This window comes from Actinophytocola sp. (assembly GCF_049647105.1).
Taxonomy (GTDB): Bacteria; Actinomycetota; Actinomycetes; order Mycobacteriales; family Pseudonocardiaceae; genus Actinophytocola.
Genome location: NZ_JBARWZ010000318.1, coordinates 19738 through 35711 on the forward strand (window position 1 = coordinate 19738; position 15974 = coordinate 35711).

Genomic DNA, 15974 nt, shown 5'->3' on the forward strand with positions numbered 1-15974 from the left:
TCCTCTCTCAGCTGGGGTGCGGCTCGATCCAGTCGTACTCGTTGTCCACCAGTTCCTTGACCAGCCGCAGGTTGTAGCGGTTCATGGCGGCGACGCGCTCGGCCAGCCCGGCGACCTGCTTGTCGAACTCGTCGGCCGGGAACACGCTGTTCACCAGGCCCAGCTCCAGCGCACGGGCGGCGTCGAGCTGGATGCCGGTGAACAGCATCTCTTTCGCCCGCGCCTTGCCGACGCGCTTGGGCAGCCGCTTCACGCCACCCCATCCTGGCGCGGAACCGCCGAACTCCGGCTGGTCCGGGTCCTCGCCGCCGTTCATGTACTTCGGCTGGTACGGCGGGCGCGCGGACAGCGTGATCTCGACCAGGCCCATCTTCGCGGTGTCCGAGCACACGATGAAGTCCGCGGCGAGCGCCAGCTCCAGGCCGCCGCCGACCGCGTAGCCGTGCACGGCCGCGATCACCGGCACCGAAAGGCGCTCCAGCATGGAGAAGGTCTTCTCGCCGAGCCTGCCCTGCTCGATGCGTTCCCTCTTCGTCAGGCCCTCGGACCACTTCAGGTCCATGCCGGCGCAGAACGCCCGCTCACCGGCCCCGCGCAGCACCACCACGTGCACGTTCTCGTCGTCGTCGGCCTCGGTGCAGAACCGCCGCAGCTCGGTCATCGACTCCGGCGTCAGCGCGTTCAGCTTCTCCGGCCGGTTCAGCGTGAGCCACGCGACCCGGTCTTCGATCCGGACGTCGAGCGTTTCGTAGGTCATGCTGTCCTCTCAACTCCTGGGCAGTCCGAGCCCTCGGGTGGCGATCACGTTGCGTTGGATCTCGGTGGTTCCACCTAGAAAAGTAGCGGCTACCGAGTCGAGCCGCAGATGGGTGAACGCGGCGCCGAGCGGCGCGTCCTCGCGCTGCCACAGCTCCGCGAGCCGGCCGAACGCCTTCGCGCCGGTGCGCGCGAGCCGCTGGTGCAGCTCCGCGCCGAACAGCTGGCTCACCGAACCCGCGTAGTCCCCGGAGGACGCCGAGTGCCGCGCGAGGTTGTAGAGCACGCGGATCTCCGCGTACCGGCGCGCGATCTCCAGTCGCAGCCCGGCGGTGTCCGGCCGGGCCGTCGCGCGGCCCTCTTCCGACTTGAGATATTCGACCAAAGTGGACAGTGCCTGCTCGAACTTGACGGTCGCGCCGATGCCTGCGCGCTCGAAGCCGAGCGCGGTCATCGCGGCGTACCAGCCTCGGTTCTCCTCGCCGACGCGGTTCGCGACCGGCACGCGGGCGTCGTCGAAGAAGATCTCCGCGAACGGCGTGTCACCGCGGATGTCGGTGATCGGCCGGACCGTCACGCCCGGGGTCTTCGTGTCCACCAGCAGGAACGTGATGCCCTTGTGCTTCTGCGCGTCCGGGTCCGTGCGCACGAGCACGAACAGCCAGTCGGCCTGCATGCCCAGCGACGTCCACACCTTCTGGCCGTTGACCACGTAGTCATCGCCGTCGCGCACCGCGCGGGTCCGCAGCGAAGCCAGGTCCGACCCCGAGCCGGGCTCGGAGAACCCTTGCGCCCACGTGGTTTCCCCGCGTGCGATCCTCGGCAGGTGCTCGGCCTTCTGCTCGTCGGTGCCGAGCTCGAGGATCGTCGGGCCGAGCAGGAACGCGCCGATGCCGTTCACCGTCGGCACCCGCGCCCGCATCATCTCCTCCTGCAGGATGAACTCCTGCCTGGCGGACAGCCCGGCGCCGCCGTACTCGGCTGGCCAGTGCGGGGTGATCCACCCGCGTTCCGCCAGCGCGGCGGCCCAGCCGAGCGCGCCATCGCGGCGCCGCGCATCGGGAGACCGGCGGTCCACCGCCCAGTTGTAGCCCCACACGTCCTCGGGCTCCAGGCTGTGCTCGGCGTCGGGGTCCGGCCGGTACGCCGCCGGGAAGCGCGCGGTCACGAAGCCCCGCACCTCGTCCCGGAACTCGGCCTCCTCTGGCGTGTCTTCCCAGTTCACCGCGTTGCCTCACCGTCCCACGTCGTGTCCGTGATGCCGCGGTCGCCCTGCTCTCGCAGCTTGTACTTGGCGACCTTGTCGGTCGGGGTGCGGGGGAGCGCGCCGACGAACTCGATGTAGCGCGGCACCATGAACTTCGGCAGGTGCTCCACGCAGAACTCCACCAGCTCCTCGTGGGCGAGCTTCTTCCCTGGCCGCAGCACGACCACGAGCTTCACGTCCTCGTCCTCCAGCTCCGACGGCACCCCGATCGCCGCGCACTCGAGGATCGCCGGATGCGTGTTGACCTCGATCTCCAGATCGAACGCCGAGATGTTCTCGCCACGGCGGCGGATCGAGTCCTTCATCCGGTCCAGGAAGTAGAAGTACCCGTCCTCGTCGCACCACACACGGTCGCCGGTGTGGAACCACAGGTTGCGGAACGTGTCGGCCGTGGCCTCCGGCGTCCCGTAGTACCCGGTGGTGATCACGTAGGGCTGCTTGGGTCGCAGTACCAGCTCACCTGGCTCACCAGCGGCGACCTCGCGATCGTGTTCGTCGACCACCGCGGCGTGGAACCGTTCCGAGTGGACGGTCCCGCACGAGCCGAGTCGCCACTCTCCGTACGGGCTGCCGGTGGCGATGCCGGCTTCGGTCGAGGTGTACGTCTCCACCGACCGTACCCCGAACCGCGCCCGAAGTGGTGCGTCCAAAGCGGACTTACCCATGTAGAACATCTCGAGCGGGTGGTCCTTGTCGCGGTCGGTCGGCGGCGCGCTCATCAGGATCGGGATCATCGAGAACACGCTCAGCGCGAGCCGCGCGTCGAAGTGCCGCACGTCGTCCCAGAACCTGGACGCGCTGAACCGGTCCACCACCGCGATCGACGCGCCCGACAGCAACGCCGAGAACACCCCGTCCCACAACCCCGCGGCGTGGAACAGCGGCAACGGACAGTAGGTGGTCTTGCCCCACCGGTCGAGGTAGTTCAGCGAGTCGTACGCGCAGGTCAGCGCGAGCGAGTGGGACACCATCGCGCCCTTGGAGGGCCCGGTGGTGCCGGACGTGTACATGATCGCCTGCAGGTCGGAGAACACGACGCCTGCCCTCGGCTCGGCGGCGTCGCGCCCGCGCAGGCTGTTCAGGCTCACCGCGCCTGCTGGTGGTGTGCCCCGGACCACGAGCCGGGCCAGGCCGGGCAGCCGTTCGAGCGGAAGCCTGCCGAGGTACTCCTCGTCGATGATCAACGTGGTCGAGTCGGAGCTGAACAGGACATGCCTCAGCACCTCGCCTCGGTGCGCCGAGTTCACCGGCACCGCCACCGCGCCGAGGCGGGCGAGCGCGAAGATCACCGTCACCAGTTCCGGGCAGTTCGGCAGCATGACGGCGACGTGGTCGCCCTTGCCGACACCCAGTCCGATCAGTCCCCGCGCGACGCGGTTTGCCTCGGTGTCCACGTCACGGTAGGTGAGATCGCCGTCACGAAAGCGCAGAAAGGGCTCGCTCCCATGACTGTCCGCACGTGACCTGAGCACGTCGCCGAGCACGAAACTCTCCACTGACCCATCCGAGCACGGATACAACCAAAGTGCACAAAGGTCGGATGTATTCATGATCGACGGCCCGGTGTGGGTGGTGGTGGCTGCTAGGCTCCGCATACGCCACCGGCTGGTTCACCATGGAGGTTTGCCTTGCGGCTCATGCGAGTGGGCGCCCTCGGCGCGGAACGGCCCGTCGTGCTCGACGACGGTGGCCGGTCGTTCGGCCTCTCCGGGCTGACGGACGACATCGACGGTGCTTTTCTGGCCGCGGCTGGTCTCGACCGGGTGCGCGCGGCCCTCGCTGCGGGTGAGCTTGCCCCTGATGACGTGGACGGGGAGCGGATCGGCGCCCCGATAGCACGGCCACCGGCCGTTGTCTGCGTCGGTATGAACTACGCCGCACATGCGGCCGAGTCCGGCGCCGCACCGCCCGAGCACCCCGTGATCTTCTACAAACATCCGAACACTGTGGTGGGTCCGAACGACGACGTTTTCCTCCCGAGGGGTGCCGCCAAGGTCGACTGGGAGGTCGAGCTCGGTGTCGTGATCGGCAGGCGCGCCCGTTACCTGACCTCGCAGGAGGACGCGTTCGCCTGCATCGCCGGTTACGTTCTGTCGAACGATGTGTCCGAGCGCGCGCTCCAGCTGGAGGTGTCCGGCGGCCAGTGGTCGAAGGGCAAGTCGTGCGAGACGTTCAACCCGCTCGGCCCGTGGCTCGTCCCGGCGGGCGACATCGGCAACCCCCAGGCGCTCGGGCTGCGGTCCTGGGTGAACGGCGAGGCCCGGCAGGACTCGAACACGGCCGACATGCTGTTCAGCGTGGCGACGCTGATCCACGACATCAGCCAGTACACGGTGCTCGAACCGGGTGACCTGGTGAACACCGGCACCCCGCAGGGGGTCGCGCTCTCGGGCCGATTCCCATACCTTTCGGTCGACGACGTGGTGGAGATCGAGATCGACGGGCTCGGCAGGCAGCGTCAGGTGGTCGTCAAGGGCTGAGGCCGGCCGGTCGGCTGCGAGAAGGGAAGAGAGTTGGGCACGCGGGTCGCGTTGTTCGCCACGTGTCTCACCGACACGTTCTTCCCGGACACCGCGCGTGCGGTCGTCCGCCTGCTGGAACGGCTCGGCTGTGAGGTCGACTACCCCGCCGCGCAGACCTGCTGCGGCCAGATGCACCACAACACCGGCTACCGCGCGCACGCGGCCAAGCTGGCGAAGCGGCACACGAAGGCGTTCGACGGCTACGACGCGGTGGTCGCGCCGTCCGGGTCGTGCGTCGGCATGGTCCGCGAGATGTACCCGGACCTGCACAGACGTGCGGGGTCGGTGGCCGGGCGGACCTATGAGCTGTCCGAGTTCCTCGTCGACGTGCTCGGGGTGAGCGACGTCGGCGCGTACTTCCCGCACCGCGTCACCTACCACCCGACCTGTCACTCGCTGCGCATGCTCGGCGTCGGCGACAAGCCGCTGACGCTGCTCCGGCACGTCCGCGGCCTCGACCTGGTCGAGCTGCCATCGGCCGAGTCGTGCTGCGGGTTCGGCGGCACGTTCGCGCTCAAGAACGCGGAGACGTCGACCGCGATGCTCGCCGACAAGATGACGCACGTGCTGGAGACCCGCGCGCAGGTCGTGACGGCGGGCGACAACTCGTGCCTCATGCACATCGGCGGCGGGCTGTCGCGGCTGAAGACGGGGGTGCGGTCGCTGCACCTCGCGGAGATCCTGGCGAGCACGGAGGAGGAGCCATGGGCCGCAACCCCGTGACGTGGCTGGGCAGCCCGACCTTCCCGAACGCCGCGCGGGACGCGCTCGCCGACGTCCAGCTGCGCGGCAACCTCGCGCACGCCACCTCGACCATCCGCACCAAGCGGGCCGCCGCGGTCGCGGAACTGCCCGACTGGCAACAGCTCCGGCTTTCTGGGGAGGCCATCAAGGACGACGTCCTGTCCAATTTGGACGTCTATCTGGAACGCATGGAGGCGGCGGTCACGGCGCGTGGCGGGATCGTGCACTGGGCGCGCGACGCGGCCGAGGCCAACGAGATCGTGCTGCGCCTGGTGAAGGAGACGGGCGCGGACGAGGTCGTCAAGGTCAAGTCGATGGCCACCGCGGAGATCGGGCTCAACGAGGCACTCGAGGAAGGTGGCGTCTCGGCCATCGAGACCGACCTCGCCGAGCTGATCGTGCAGCTCGGCGACGACCGCCCGTCACACATCCTCGTGCCGGCCATCCACCGCAACCGCTCGGAGATCCGCGACATCTTCCGCGCCAGGATGTCCGATGTGGACGATCTGTCGGACGAGCCGGCCGACCTGGCGGAGGCGGCCCGCGCGCACCTGCGGCGCAAGTTCCTCTCCGCGAAGGTCGCCATCTCGGGCGCCAACTTCGCCGTCGCCGACACGGGATCCGTCGTGGTGGTGGAGTCCGAGGGCAACGGGCGGATGTGCCTCACGCTGCCCGAGACGCTGATCACCGTGATGGGCATCGAGAAGCTGGTGCCGACGTGGTCGGACCTCGAGGTGTTCCTGCAGTTGCTGCCGCGCTCGTCGACGGCGGAGCGGATGAACCCGTACACGTCGGTGTGGACCGGGGTGACGCCCGGCGACGGACCGCAGACGTTCCATCTCGTGTTGCTGGACAACGGCCGGACCGCGACGCTGGCCGACCGCGTCGGGCGGCAGGCCCTGCGGTGCATCCGGTGTTCGGCCTGCCTGAACGTGTGCCCGGTGTACGAGCGGACCGGCGGCAAGGCGTACGGGTCGGTGTACCCGGGCCCGATCGGCGCGATACTGACACCGCAGCTGGGTGCGGGCACCGACGACCCCGCGACGGCGGCGCTGCTGAAGTCGCTGCCGTTCGCGTCGTCGCTGTGCGGCGCCTGCTACGAGGTGTGCCCGGTACGCATCGACATCCCGAAGGTGCTGGTGCACCTGCGGGGCAAGGCCGTCGATGGCTCGCACAGCCCCGAGGCGGTGGCGATGGCGGCGGCGTCGTGGGTGATGCGGTCGCCCGCCCGCTTCCGGCTGGCGCAACGGGCCGCGACGGTGCTGCGGCTGGTGGCCAGGCGTGGGCAGGTGAAACGGCTGCCGTGGCCGGGTTCCAGGTGGACGGACTCGCGTGACCTGCCCGCGCCCCCGAAGGAGTCGTTCTCGGCGTGGTGGCGGAGGACCCGTGGATAACCGCGCGCGTTCCGTTGTGCTGGGCCGGATCCGTGCGGCGCTGTCGGACCGCCCTGGCCCGGTGACGGTGCCGCGCGAGTACGACAGGACCCGCGACCTCGGCGACGTGCTCACGCTGTTCGAGAAGCAGGTGGCCGACTACCGCGCGGTCGTGCGGCGGGTGCCCGCGTCGTCGTTGCCGGACGAGATCGAGTCGACGCTGGTCGCGCGGGGTGTGCTGGCGATGGTGACGCCCGAGGACGTGCCTGCGTGGTGGCGGGTGGGTGAGTTCGTGTGGTCGCTGGACGCGCCGATGTGGCCGCTGTCGAACGCGGCACTGGATCGCGCCGACGGCGTGCTGACGGGCTGCGCGGTGGCGATCGCGCAGACGGGCACGATCGTGCTGGACGCCGGACCGGCGCAGGGCAGGCGGGCGCTGACGTTGCTGCCGGACTACCACCTGTGCGTGGTGCACGCGGACCAGGTGGTGGCCACGGTGCCGGAAGCGTTGGCACGCCTGGACCCCACGCGCCCGCTCACGTTCATCTCAGGCCCGTCCGCGACAAGCGACATCGAACTGAACCGGGTAGAAGGCGTACACGGCCCCCGCAACCTAGAGGTCCTGATCGCCACCTAACCCCGCGAGTCCACGGTTCAGAACCCGCGAGTCCACGGTTCAGAACCCGCGAGTCTTCGGTTGGGGACCCGCGAGTCCACGGTTGGGGACCCGCGAGTCTTCGGTTGGGGACCCGCGAGTTCACGGTTCGGGACCCGCGAGTCATCGGTTCGGGACCCGCGAGTTCAACCGGGAAGACCCGCGAGTTCAACCGGCACGACCTGCCAACTCGCGGGGTTCCGGACGGGCGACTCGCACGGGTTGGACTCGCCGGTCGCGCGGGTTGGACTCGCGGGTCGTGCGGGTTGGACTCGCGGGACTGGTCGGATCAATGTTGTATCGGGGTTGGGGTTGATCTGGATTTCGGGAGACGGCTCGGGTATACATCGGATGTCTGTTGCGGTGATGGAAGGGGAGCAGGGCTGACATGGCGCGGATCACCGGCATGGACGTGTTCGACATCCGCTTCCCGACCTCGCGGGAGCTGGACGGGTCCGACGCGATGAACCCCGACCCGGACTACTCCGCCGCCTACGTGGTCCTGCGCACCGACAGCGGGCCCGACGGGTATGGGCTCGCGTTCACCATCGGCCGGGGCAACGACGTGCAGGCCGCCGCCATCAGGGCACTCGACCACATGGTCGTCGGCAGGCCGGTGCCCGAGACCGCCGCCGAACTCGCCGCCCTCAACCAGGAGCTGGTCGGCGACTCGCAGCTGCGCTGGCTCGGCCCGGAGAAGGGCGTCGCGCACATGGCGATCGGGGCTGTGGTCAACGCGGCCTGGGACCTCGCGGCGCGCCGGGCGGACCGTCCACTGTGGAGGTTCATGTCCGAGCTGTCACCGGAGGAACTGGTGGCACAGGTCGACTTCCGGTACCTGTCCGACGCGCTCACCGAGCGGGAGGCTCTCGACCTCCTGCGCAGACCCGGCCGGGCGGAGCGGATCGAGGAGATCGAGACCGGCGGCTATCCCGCGTACAGCACCGGCGCGGGCTGGCTCGGCTACCCCGACGAGAAGATGGTTCGCCTCGCGAAACAGGCCGTCGCCGACGGGTTCACGATGCTGAAGCTCAAGGTCGGTGGCAGCCTCGACGACGACATCCGGCGCATGCGGCTCGCTCGGGACGCTGTCGGGCCGGACATCCGGATCGCCGTCGACGCCAACCAGCGCTGGGACGTCGAGCCCGCCATCAAGTGGATGCAGGCGCTCGCCGGGTTCGACCCGTACTGGATCGAGGAGCCGACCTCACCCGACGACGTCCTCGCGCACCGGGCGATCGCGGAGGCCATCGCGCCGATCCGGGTCGCGACCGGCGAGCACGTCCAGAACCGCGTGATGTTCAAGCAGTACCTGCAGGCAGGAGCGTTGTCGGTGCTGCAGATCGACGCGGCCCGCGTCGGCGGGGTCAACGAGAACATCGCGATCCTGCTGCTGGCCGCCAAGTTCGGCGTGCCGGTGTGCCCGCACGCGGGCGGTGTCGGCCTGTGCGAGATGGTGCGGCACCTGTCGATGTTCGACTACGTCGCGATCTCCGGCACGCAGGCCGACCGCGCGATCGAGTGGGTGGATCAGCTGCACGAGCACTTCACCGACCCGGCTGTCGTGCGCGGCGGACGCTACCTCGCGCCAACGGCATCGGGCTTCTCCACGCGCATCGACGACGACGCGCTCGCCCGGTTCGCCTTCCCCGACGGTCCTGAGTGGAGCGAGAAGTGACCGATTTCGACGGTATGACAGCGGTTGTCACCGGTGGCGCGTCGGGCATCGGCGCGGCCACCGCGCGGGTTCTTACCGGGCGCGGCGCAATGGTCGCCGTCCTCGACGTCAACCCCGGCGATGACGGCATCCGCTGCGACGTCTCCGACGACGACCAGGTCCGCGCCGCGATCGACGCGGTCGTCGCCCGGTTCGGCGGCGTCGACGTGCTGGTCAACAACGCGGGCATCGGCGCGCAGGGCGACGTGACCGCCAACGACGACGCCGAGTGGCACCGGGTGCTGGACGTGAACGTGGTCGGCATGGCCCGCGTGACCAGGGCCGCGCTGCCGCACCTGAGGAAGAGCACGAGGGCCGCGGTGGTCAACACCTGCTCGATCGCCGCGTGTCAGGGCCTGCCGAACCGGGTCCTGTACTCGGCGAGCAAGGGCGCGGTGCTCGCGCTGACGCTGGCCATGGCGACCGACCACCTCGACGACGGCATCCGGGTCAACTGCGTGTGCCCGGGCACCGCGGACACCCCGTGGGTCGGCAGGCTGCTCGACGCGGCGGCGGACCCGGCGGCCGAACGTGCCGCGCTGGCCGCGCGACAGCCGATGGGCAGGCTCGTGACGGCCGAGGAAGTGGCGAACGCGATCGCCTACCTGGCAAGCCCGCTGTCCGGCTCGACCACCGGGACCACGCTCGCGGTCGACGGTGGCATGTACGGCCTGCGGCCACGTGCAAAGCCCTGAAGGCAACCTAGGGGGTCTCGCTGTGCTCGCCAAGAGTATTGCGCAGCCACTGTTCTACGCCGGCGATGTGGACGGTTGCCCACGATCGCGCCAGTTCCGGTTCACGCGCGGCGATGGCGTCGTAGATCGCGCGGTGCTGTTCGCGGGTCTTCGCGACCGCGCCTTCCTGGGTGAGGCCGCGCCAGATCCGTGCGCGGGTCGTCGGTCCGGACAGGCTGTCGATCAGCGAGCACAGCACGGGGTTGCCGGTGCCGAGCGCGATGCGGCGGTGGAACTCCAGGTCGTTCGCGACGAGGGACTCGACGGTCGGCGACTCTTCGAGTCCTTCGAGGAGTTTCGCCAGCTCGGCGATGTCCGCCTCGGTCATGGTGGTCGCGGCCATCGCGGTCGCGGCCGGTTCGAGGATGCGCCGCACGGCGAGGAAGTCGAGCACGGTGTCGTCGCGGTGGAAGTCCACGACGAAGGTCATCGCGTCGAGCAGCAGCTTCGGTTCGAGGCTGGTGACGTACGTGCCGTCGCCCTGCCGGACGTCGAGCACGCGGATCAGGCACAGCGCCTTCACGGCCTCCCGCAGCGAGCTGCGCGACAGGCCGAGATGCTGGGCGAGGTCGGCCTCCTTGGGGAGCCGGTCCCCTGGCGCGAGCTCACCCGAGATGATCATGCCCTTGATCTTGTCGATGGCTTCGTCGGTAACGGGCATCGGCAGGGACCCTCTCAAACCTCGGATGTTTCTCCTCCAAGGGTGCCATGAAAGGTGATCGGATGCGGGTAGCACTGCACACCCGGCTCAAGCCGGGCAGGGACACGGAGCACGAACGGGTGCACATGGTCATTCCGGGTGATCTGGAGATCGCGCTGCGCGACCATCCGGCGAACGTGCCGTGGCAGCGGCGGGAGCTGTCGTGAGGCTCGGGCTGGGCTGCGCGCAGCTGGGCAACCTGTACCGCGCGATGACCGACGAGACCGCGGCGGCGATCGTCGACGCGGCGTGGGCGGCAGGCATCCGGTACTTCGACACCGCGCCGCACTACGGGCTCGGCCTGTCGGAGCTGCGGCTCGGTGCGGCGTTGCGGGACAGACCCCGCGACGAGTACGTGCTGTCGACGAAGGTCGGCAGGCTGCTGGCGGAGAACCCGGCGTTCGTCGGGCAGCGGGACAACAGCGGCTTCGAGGTGCCCGCCACGCTGGTGCGGCGGAACGACTACTCACGTGACGGGGTGCTGCGCTCGCTGGAGTCCAGCATGGCGCGTCTTGGCGTCGACCGGATCGACATCGCGTTCGTGCACGACGCGGAGGACTACGTCGAGGAGACCCTCGCCGGAGCGATTCCCGCGCTGATCGAGCTGCGGGACCAGGGCGTGCTGCGCGGCGTCGGGCTCGGCATGAACTTCGACCGGATCCTCGCCGAGTTCGTCCGCCGGTCCGATGTGGACACGATCATGGTCGCGGGCCGGTACACGCTGCTGGAACAGCCCGCGCTCGACGAGCTGCTGCCGCTGTGCGAGGAACGCGGCGTGCGGGTGATGGCGGCGGGCGTGTTCAACAGCGGCATCCTCGCGACCCCGGCCCCCGGCACGACGTACGACTACCGGGAAGCGCCTGCTGAGCTGGTCGAGCGGGCGCGTCGGATCGCGGACGTGTGCGCGCGGTTCGGGGTCGAGCTGCCTGCCGCGGCGATCGCGTTGCCCGCCACGCATCCGGTCGTGGAGGCGGTGGTGCTGGGTGCCAGCTCGGTGCGGCAGGTCGAGTCGAACGCTGCGCGGGCCGCGGTCGAGGTGCCGCCGCAGCTGTGGGAAGCACTGCGGGCGGAAGGGCTGCTGCGGTGATCATCGACGCCCACCACCACCTGTGGGAGGACCTCGGCCGCCGCGACTACGACTGGCTGGCCGGCCTCGACGCGATCCGGCGATCGTACACTGTGGACGATCTGGCGGCCGTGACCCGCGCGGACCGCACCGTGCTGGTGCAGACGGTGCCCACGGTCGAGGAGACCGAGGAGTTCCTCGCCACGGCCGGGGCGACGCCGCTGATCGCCGGTGTGGTCGGCTGGGTGGACCTGTGCGCGCCGGACGTCGCGGACCGGATCGCGGCACTCCGCGAGGGTCCTGGCGGCGACACGCTGGTGGGCATCCGGCACCCGGCGCAGGGCGAGGCCGACCCGGAATGGCTGGTGCGCAAGGAGGTCGTACGCGGCATCACGGCCGTGGCCGAGGCGGACCTGACCTACGACATCCTCATCCAGCCGCCGCAACACGACGCCGCGATCGCGCTGGCGGACAGGGTGCCGGGTGCCCGGCTGGTGCTCGACCACGCGGGCAAACCGGCCGTCGCGGACGGTGGCTACCAGCCGTGGGCCCGGTTCCTGACCGAGCTCGCCGCGCGGCCGAACGTGTTCTGCAAGCTGTCGGGCCTGGTCACGGAGGCGGACTGGACGAAGTGGACGGTCGAGGACCTGCGTCCGTACGCGGCGCACGTACTGGAGTCGTTCGGTCATGACCGTGTCATGTTCGGCTCGGACTGGCCGGTGTGCGAGCTGGCCGCCACCTACGAGCAGGTCTACGACGCGGCGCGGGCGTGCACGAGCGAGCTGTCGCGAGCCGAACAGGACGAGGTGTTCGCGGGCACGGCCACCCGCGCGTACCGGCTCACATCACGATGACGACCTTCGCGCGGGCGTGTTCCTCCTCGACGTACCGGATGGCGGCGGCGACCTCGCTCAGCGGGTAGGTCCGGTCGACGGCGGGGGTCACCTCACCCGCCTCGATCAGCTCGCGCAGTGTGTCCAGGTTGGCGGTGCTCGACTTCTCCGCGAGCACCACCAGTTGCTGCCGGACGAACGAGTTCAGCAGTTTCGACCGGATCATCATCCCCATCGGGCCGACGACGCTGCCGCCTTCGAACACGCCGCCACCGGACAGGACCAGTGTGCCCTCCGGCGTGAGCGCGCGCCGGAGCTCGGTCAGCGAACGGTTGCCCACGAGGTCGAACACCACGTCGTACCGCTGCCGGGTGAAGTCGTCGCGGGTGTAGTCGACGACGTGGTCCGCACCCAGTTGCCGGACCAGGTCCATGTTCCCGGTGCGGCACACGGCGGTCACGTCGGCGCCGAACGACTTCGCGAGCTGCACCGCGAACGTGCCGACGCCGCCGGACGCGCCGTTGACCAGAACCCGTTGCCCCCGCTGGACTCCCGCCACATCACGCAGGCCCATCAGCGCCGTGTTCGCGGCCAGCGGCACCGCGGCCGCCTGTTCGAACGTCAGGTTGGACGGCTTGCGCGCCAGTCGTTCCCTCGGCACGCACACGTACTCGGCGAACGCGCCGCCCGCCTCGCCGGCGTCCCCGTACACCTCGTCACCCGGCGCGAAACCCGTGACGTCGCGGCCGACGGCGGCCACCAGCCCGGCCAGATCCCGGCCCCGGACCGTCCTTTTAGGACCACGTAACCCGAGCAACGACGGCGACATCAGGCGCGCCAGGTACGGGTCGCCCCGCAGCAGGTGCCAGTCGTAGGCGTTCACCGCCGACGCCCGCACCTCGACGAGCACCTCGCCATGGCCCACCACCGGATCCGGGACGTCCCGGAACTCCAGGACCTCCGGCGCGCCGTATCTCTCCTGCACGATGGCTTTCATCGGTTCACCTTCCTGCGAATGATCCATTCGGCGACGACGAGGTTGAGCACCCACGCCGCCCCCAAGAGCACTGCTCTGGTCTGCACGTCCGGCTGGCCCGCGAACCCGACCCAGAGGCTGACCACGACCGCCTGGCTGCCCGCACCCTGGCCGATCGCGTAGCCGCGGATCATCCAGGCGCGGTGCGTGGCGAAGTCACGCTGCCGCACGGCCACGAAGCCGAGCACGAGCGCGGTGGCCATCGCGGAGCCGAACACGAGCCGCAGCACCATGATCAGGTCGCCGTCGTACGATGGCAGCGGGTAGACCACCGCCATCCACATTCCCGACAGCGCGGCGACCAGTCCACACGGGACGATCAACCGGCCCATCATGCGGTGCCGTGGGCCGCGCAGGAACTGGAACGCACCAAGGACGCAGAACAGGCTCGCGCCGATGATGTGCAGCAGCGCCGGAACGGGATCGGCGAAGAACCGGGCGTTGTCCGTGGTCTCAGCGCCCGTGCTCAGCTGGGTGACCCGGAAGGCGCCGGCCAGGACCGGCACGGCGGTGAGCGTGAGCAGCGCCGTCGGTACCTGCCACCGCCACCGCGGTCGGGCCAGAGTCGTCATACCACGATGGTCGCCGGCGGCGGACGGAAACTCATCGGGCGATGGTTCCGTTGTGTCCTCGTACTTTTGGCTACTTGCGGACGCGGCCGGTCTCGTACGCCCACATCGCGACCTCGACGCGGTTGCGGGCGCCGAGCTTGTTCATGAGGCTCGTGACGTGGGATTTGACGGTGCTGAGCGTGATGTGGAACTCGGCGGCGATCTCGTTGTTGGTGTGCCCGCGCGCGACGGTGGCGAGGATCTGCTCCTCCCGGTCGGTGAGCGCGTCGATCGGCTGGGCGGGGGGTGTCGCTGGCCGACTGCCCGCGAAGGTGGCGAGCAGCCGCGCGGTGACGCTGGGCGCGATGAGCGCGTCGCCGTTCGCCGCGGCGTGGACGGCCTGGGACAGCATGTCGGCGCCCGCGTTCTTCAACAGGAACCCGCGCGCGCCCGCCCGCAGCGCGGCGTAGACGTACTCGTCGAGGTCGAACGTGGTGATCACGACGACGGCCATCGGGTCGGCGACGTCCGGGCCCGCGAGCCTGCGGGTGGCCTCGATGCCGTCCAGCTCGGGCATCCTGATGTCGAACAGGCACACGTCGGGCCGCAGCCGCCGCGCCACCTCGACGGCCTGCCGCCCGTCGGGCGCCGAACCGACGACCTCGATGCCCGGTTGCGCGTCGAGGATCATGCCGAGCCCGGTGCGGACGATCTCCTGGTCGTCGGCGACGACCACGCGGATGGTCACGGCGCCACCCTGGGCAGCACGGCCGTCACGGTCCAGCCTCGGCCGGGTGCCGGGCCCGCTTCGCAGGTGCCGCCGAGGAGTTCGGCGCGCTCGGTCATGCCGACGAGCCCGTAGCCAGCGGACCCGCCTGGCCTGCCGGTCGGGTCGCCGTCGTCGCACACGGACAGGCGCACCTCGTGGTCGTCCGCGGCGACGCGGACGACGACGCGGGTCGCGTGCCGGGCGTGTCGTTGCGCGTTGGTGACCGCCTCCTGCGCGAGTCGGTAGATCCCGGCGCTCACCGGCGACGGGAGGCCGTCGACGTCCCCGGTGATCGTCACCTCCACCGGCGGCTCGAGCCGGGCGAGGTCAGCGACGCGGGGGCCGGGGGAGAGGTCCGCTGGTCCGTCGGCGCGCAGGATCCGGACCATGCCGCGCATCTCGTCCAGCGCGAGTGCCGCCTCGGCGTCGATGATCCGCAGCGCGTCGACCGCCGCGTCCGGGTTGGTCGCCGCGGTCGCGATGCCGGCCTGGGCGCGGATGGCCATCGCCGACACGTGGTGCGCGACGGTGTCGTGCAGGTCGCGGGCCAGCCGTGCGCGTTCGACGAGCTTTACCTGGTCCAGCTCGCGGCCGCGGGCCCGCGACCGGTAGCGGACCGCCGCGCCCAGCGCCATCGCCGAGAACAGCACGCCGACCCCGGCGAGGGCGTCGCCGAGCCCGAGAAACCCCAGCGCCGTGTCGATGCCGACCTTGCCGAACATGATCGCGGCCCCGACCACGGCCTCGCGCCCGGATCCCCACCGGAACAGCGCGAACGGCAACAGCACCATGTAGACCAGCACGTCCTGGTTGGGGAACGGGCCGCCGACCAGCAGCGGCGCCACGCCACACACCCCGAACGTGACCGCGACGACCAGCAGCGGCCGGGTCCGCCGCCATGGCAGCAACAACGCGAGCCCGGCACAAATAACCACGGACAGCGCCCGCCACTCAAGGCCAGGCCGGAACACCCCCTCGACCACCGCAACGGCAAAGAGGACAGCAACCAGCCCCCAGTCCCACCACACACGCGGCGGCACCGGAGCGGGCCGAGGCTCCCGCCAAACCGACCGAACAAACTCAAACACCGCCCCATGGTACGAGCACCCCCACCCCCCCCATACCACCCAAAAGTACGACCCCCCGAACTCCACCCCGAAACCCCGCGAGTCCACCGTTCGGAACCCGCGAGTCCACCGTTCAGAACCCGCGAGTCCACCGTTCAGAACCCGCGAGTCCACCGTTCGGGAC

Annotated in this window: 16 protein-coding genes and 1 pseudogene; 9 read left to right on the plus strand and 8 right to left on the minus strand. The window is 70.1% G+C overall.

Annotated features, from left to right (window positions below; all coding sequences use genetic code 11):
* Window positions 1-7: 7 nt before the first annotated feature.
* The 3 genes from WBA97_RS39390 to WBA97_RS39400 are packed head-to-tail and all read right to left on the minus strand — an operon-like array spanning window position 8 to window position 3519.
* The gene (locus WBA97_RS39390) at window positions 8-757 is read right to left on the minus strand and encodes an enoyl-CoA hydratase/isomerase family protein (RefSeq protein WP_424236247.1); all 750 of its coding nucleotides are present in this window, start codon (window positions 755-757) and stop codon (window positions 8-10) included.
* A 9-nt stretch (window positions 758-766) separates the two neighbouring features.
* A complete protein-coding gene (locus tag WBA97_RS39395; protein WP_424236249.1) occupies window positions 767-1981 on the minus strand; it encodes an acyl-CoA dehydrogenase family protein in 1215 nt (404 codons plus the stop codon).
* Window positions 1978-3519, minus strand: a complete 1542-nt coding sequence (locus WBA97_RS39400; RefSeq protein WP_424236251.1) for an AMP-binding protein — start codon at window positions 3517-3519, stop codon at window positions 1978-1980. The genes WBA97_RS39395 and WBA97_RS39400 overlap by 4 nt, the downstream gene beginning before the upstream one ends.
* A 132-nt stretch (window positions 3520-3651) precedes the next feature.
* On the opposite strand from WBA97_RS39400, the gene WBA97_RS39405 reads away from it, so the two are divergent.
* From WBA97_RS39405 to WBA97_RS39430, 6 genes are all read left to right on the plus strand, one after another.
* A complete protein-coding gene (locus WBA97_RS39405) occupies window positions 3652-4503 on the plus strand; it encodes a fumarylacetoacetate hydrolase family protein (RefSeq protein ID WP_424236252.1) in 852 nt (283 codons plus the stop codon).
* A gap of 33 nt (window positions 4504-4536) precedes the next feature.
* A complete protein-coding gene (locus WBA97_RS39410; RefSeq protein ID WP_424236254.1) occupies window positions 4537-5268 on the plus strand; it encodes a (Fe-S)-binding protein in 732 nt (243 codons plus the stop codon).
* Window positions 5250-6683, plus strand: a complete 1434-nt coding sequence (locus tag WBA97_RS39415; RefSeq protein ID WP_424236255.1) for a LutB/LldF family L-lactate oxidation iron-sulfur protein — start codon at window positions 5250-5252, stop codon at window positions 6681-6683. The genes WBA97_RS39410 and WBA97_RS39415 overlap by 19 nt, the downstream gene beginning before the upstream one ends.
* Window positions 6676-7299, plus strand: a complete 624-nt coding sequence (locus tag WBA97_RS39420; protein WP_424236256.1) for a LutC/YkgG family protein — start codon at window positions 6676-6678, stop codon at window positions 7297-7299. The genes WBA97_RS39415 and WBA97_RS39420 overlap by 8 nt, the downstream gene beginning before the upstream one ends.
* 406 nt (window positions 7300-7705) lie before the next feature.
* Entirely contained in the window at window positions 7706-8995 is a 1290-nt protein-coding gene (locus WBA97_RS39425) for an enolase C-terminal domain-like protein (protein WP_424236258.1), read from the plus strand.
* Between the two features lie 14 nt (window positions 8996-9009).
* On the plus strand, window positions 9010-9729 hold the full coding sequence (locus tag WBA97_RS39430; RefSeq protein ID WP_424236267.1) for an SDR family NAD(P)-dependent oxidoreductase: 720 nt from the start codon (window positions 9010-9012) through the stop codon (window positions 9727-9729).
* 7 nt (window positions 9730-9736) lie between these two features.
* Here WBA97_RS39430 and WBA97_RS39435 read toward each other — a convergent pair whose 3' ends face one another.
* Entirely contained in the window at window positions 9737-10429 is a 693-nt protein-coding gene (locus WBA97_RS39435; RefSeq protein ID WP_424236259.1) for a FadR/GntR family transcriptional regulator, read from the minus strand.
* 62 nt (window positions 10430-10491) lie between these two features.
* Between WBA97_RS39435 and WBA97_RS39440 the strand changes: the two are divergent.
* From WBA97_RS39440 to WBA97_RS39450, 3 genes and pseudogenes are all read left to right on the plus strand, one after another.
* Window positions 10492-10623: pseudogene (locus WBA97_RS39440) on the plus strand (L-rhamnose mutarotase); the annotation flags it as partial.
* Between the two features lie 8 nt (window positions 10624-10631).
* Entirely contained in the window at window positions 10632-11555 is a 924-nt protein-coding gene (locus WBA97_RS39445; RefSeq protein ID WP_424236260.1) for an aldo/keto reductase, read from the plus strand.
* The gene (locus tag WBA97_RS39450) at window positions 11555-12388 is read left to right on the plus strand and encodes an amidohydrolase family protein (protein ID WP_424236268.1); all 834 of its coding nucleotides are present in this window, start codon (window positions 11555-11557) and stop codon (window positions 12386-12388) included. The genes WBA97_RS39445 and WBA97_RS39450 overlap by 1 nt, the downstream gene beginning before the upstream one ends.
* Here the strand turns inward: WBA97_RS39450 and WBA97_RS39455 are convergent.
* The 4 genes from WBA97_RS39455 to WBA97_RS39470 all read right to left on the minus strand — a co-directional run bounded on the left by WBA97_RS39455 (window position 12375) and on the right by WBA97_RS39470 (window position 15706).
* Complete coding sequence (locus WBA97_RS39455; protein ID WP_424236261.1) at window positions 12375-13364, minus strand: NAD(P)-dependent alcohol dehydrogenase; 990 nt, start codon at window positions 13362-13364, stop codon at window positions 12375-12377. The genes WBA97_RS39450 and WBA97_RS39455 overlap by 14 nt on opposite strands.
* Complete coding sequence (locus WBA97_RS39460) at window positions 13361-13975, minus strand: DUF2306 domain-containing protein (protein WP_424236263.1); 615 nt, start codon at window positions 13973-13975, stop codon at window positions 13361-13363. Before WBA97_RS39460 ends, WBA97_RS39455 begins: the two co-directional genes overlap by 4 nt.
* A gap of 70 nt (window positions 13976-14045) precedes the next feature.
* Entirely contained in the window at window positions 14046-14702 is a 657-nt protein-coding gene (locus WBA97_RS39465; RefSeq protein ID WP_424236264.1) for a response regulator, read from the minus strand.
* The gene (locus tag WBA97_RS39470; protein ID WP_424236265.1) at window positions 14699-15706 is read right to left on the minus strand and encodes a sensor histidine kinase; all 1008 of its coding nucleotides are present in this window, start codon (window positions 15704-15706) and stop codon (window positions 14699-14701) included. Before WBA97_RS39470 ends, WBA97_RS39465 begins: the two co-directional genes overlap by 4 nt.
* Window positions 15707-15974: the final 268 nt, after the last annotated feature.

Coding starts and splice junctions, on each gene's coding strand:
- WBA97_RS39390 (WP_424236247.1), bottom strand. CDS start 757: ATGACCTACGAAACGCTCGACGTCCGGATCGAAGACCGGGTCGCGTGG.
- WBA97_RS39415 (WP_424236255.1), top strand. CDS start 5,250: ATGGGCCGCAACCCCGTGACGTGGCTGGGCAGCCCGACCTTCCCGAAC.
- WBA97_RS39460 (WP_424236263.1), bottom strand. CDS start 13,975: ATGACGACTCTGGCCCGACCGCGGTGGCGGTGGCAGGTACCGACGGCG.
- WBA97_RS39435 (WP_424236259.1), bottom strand. CDS start 10,429: ATGCCCGTTACCGACGAAGCCATCGACAAGATCAAGGGCATGATCATC.
- WBA97_RS39455 (WP_424236261.1), bottom strand. CDS start 13,364: ATGAAAGCCATCGTGCAGGAGAGATACGGCGCGCCGGAGGTCCTGGAG.
- WBA97_RS39425 (WP_424236258.1), top strand. CDS start 7,706: ATGGCGCGGATCACCGGCATGGACGTGTTCGACATCCGCTTCCCGACC.
- WBA97_RS39430 (WP_424236267.1), top strand. CDS start 9,010: ATGACAGCGGTTGTCACCGGTGGCGCGTCGGGCATCGGCGCGGCCACC.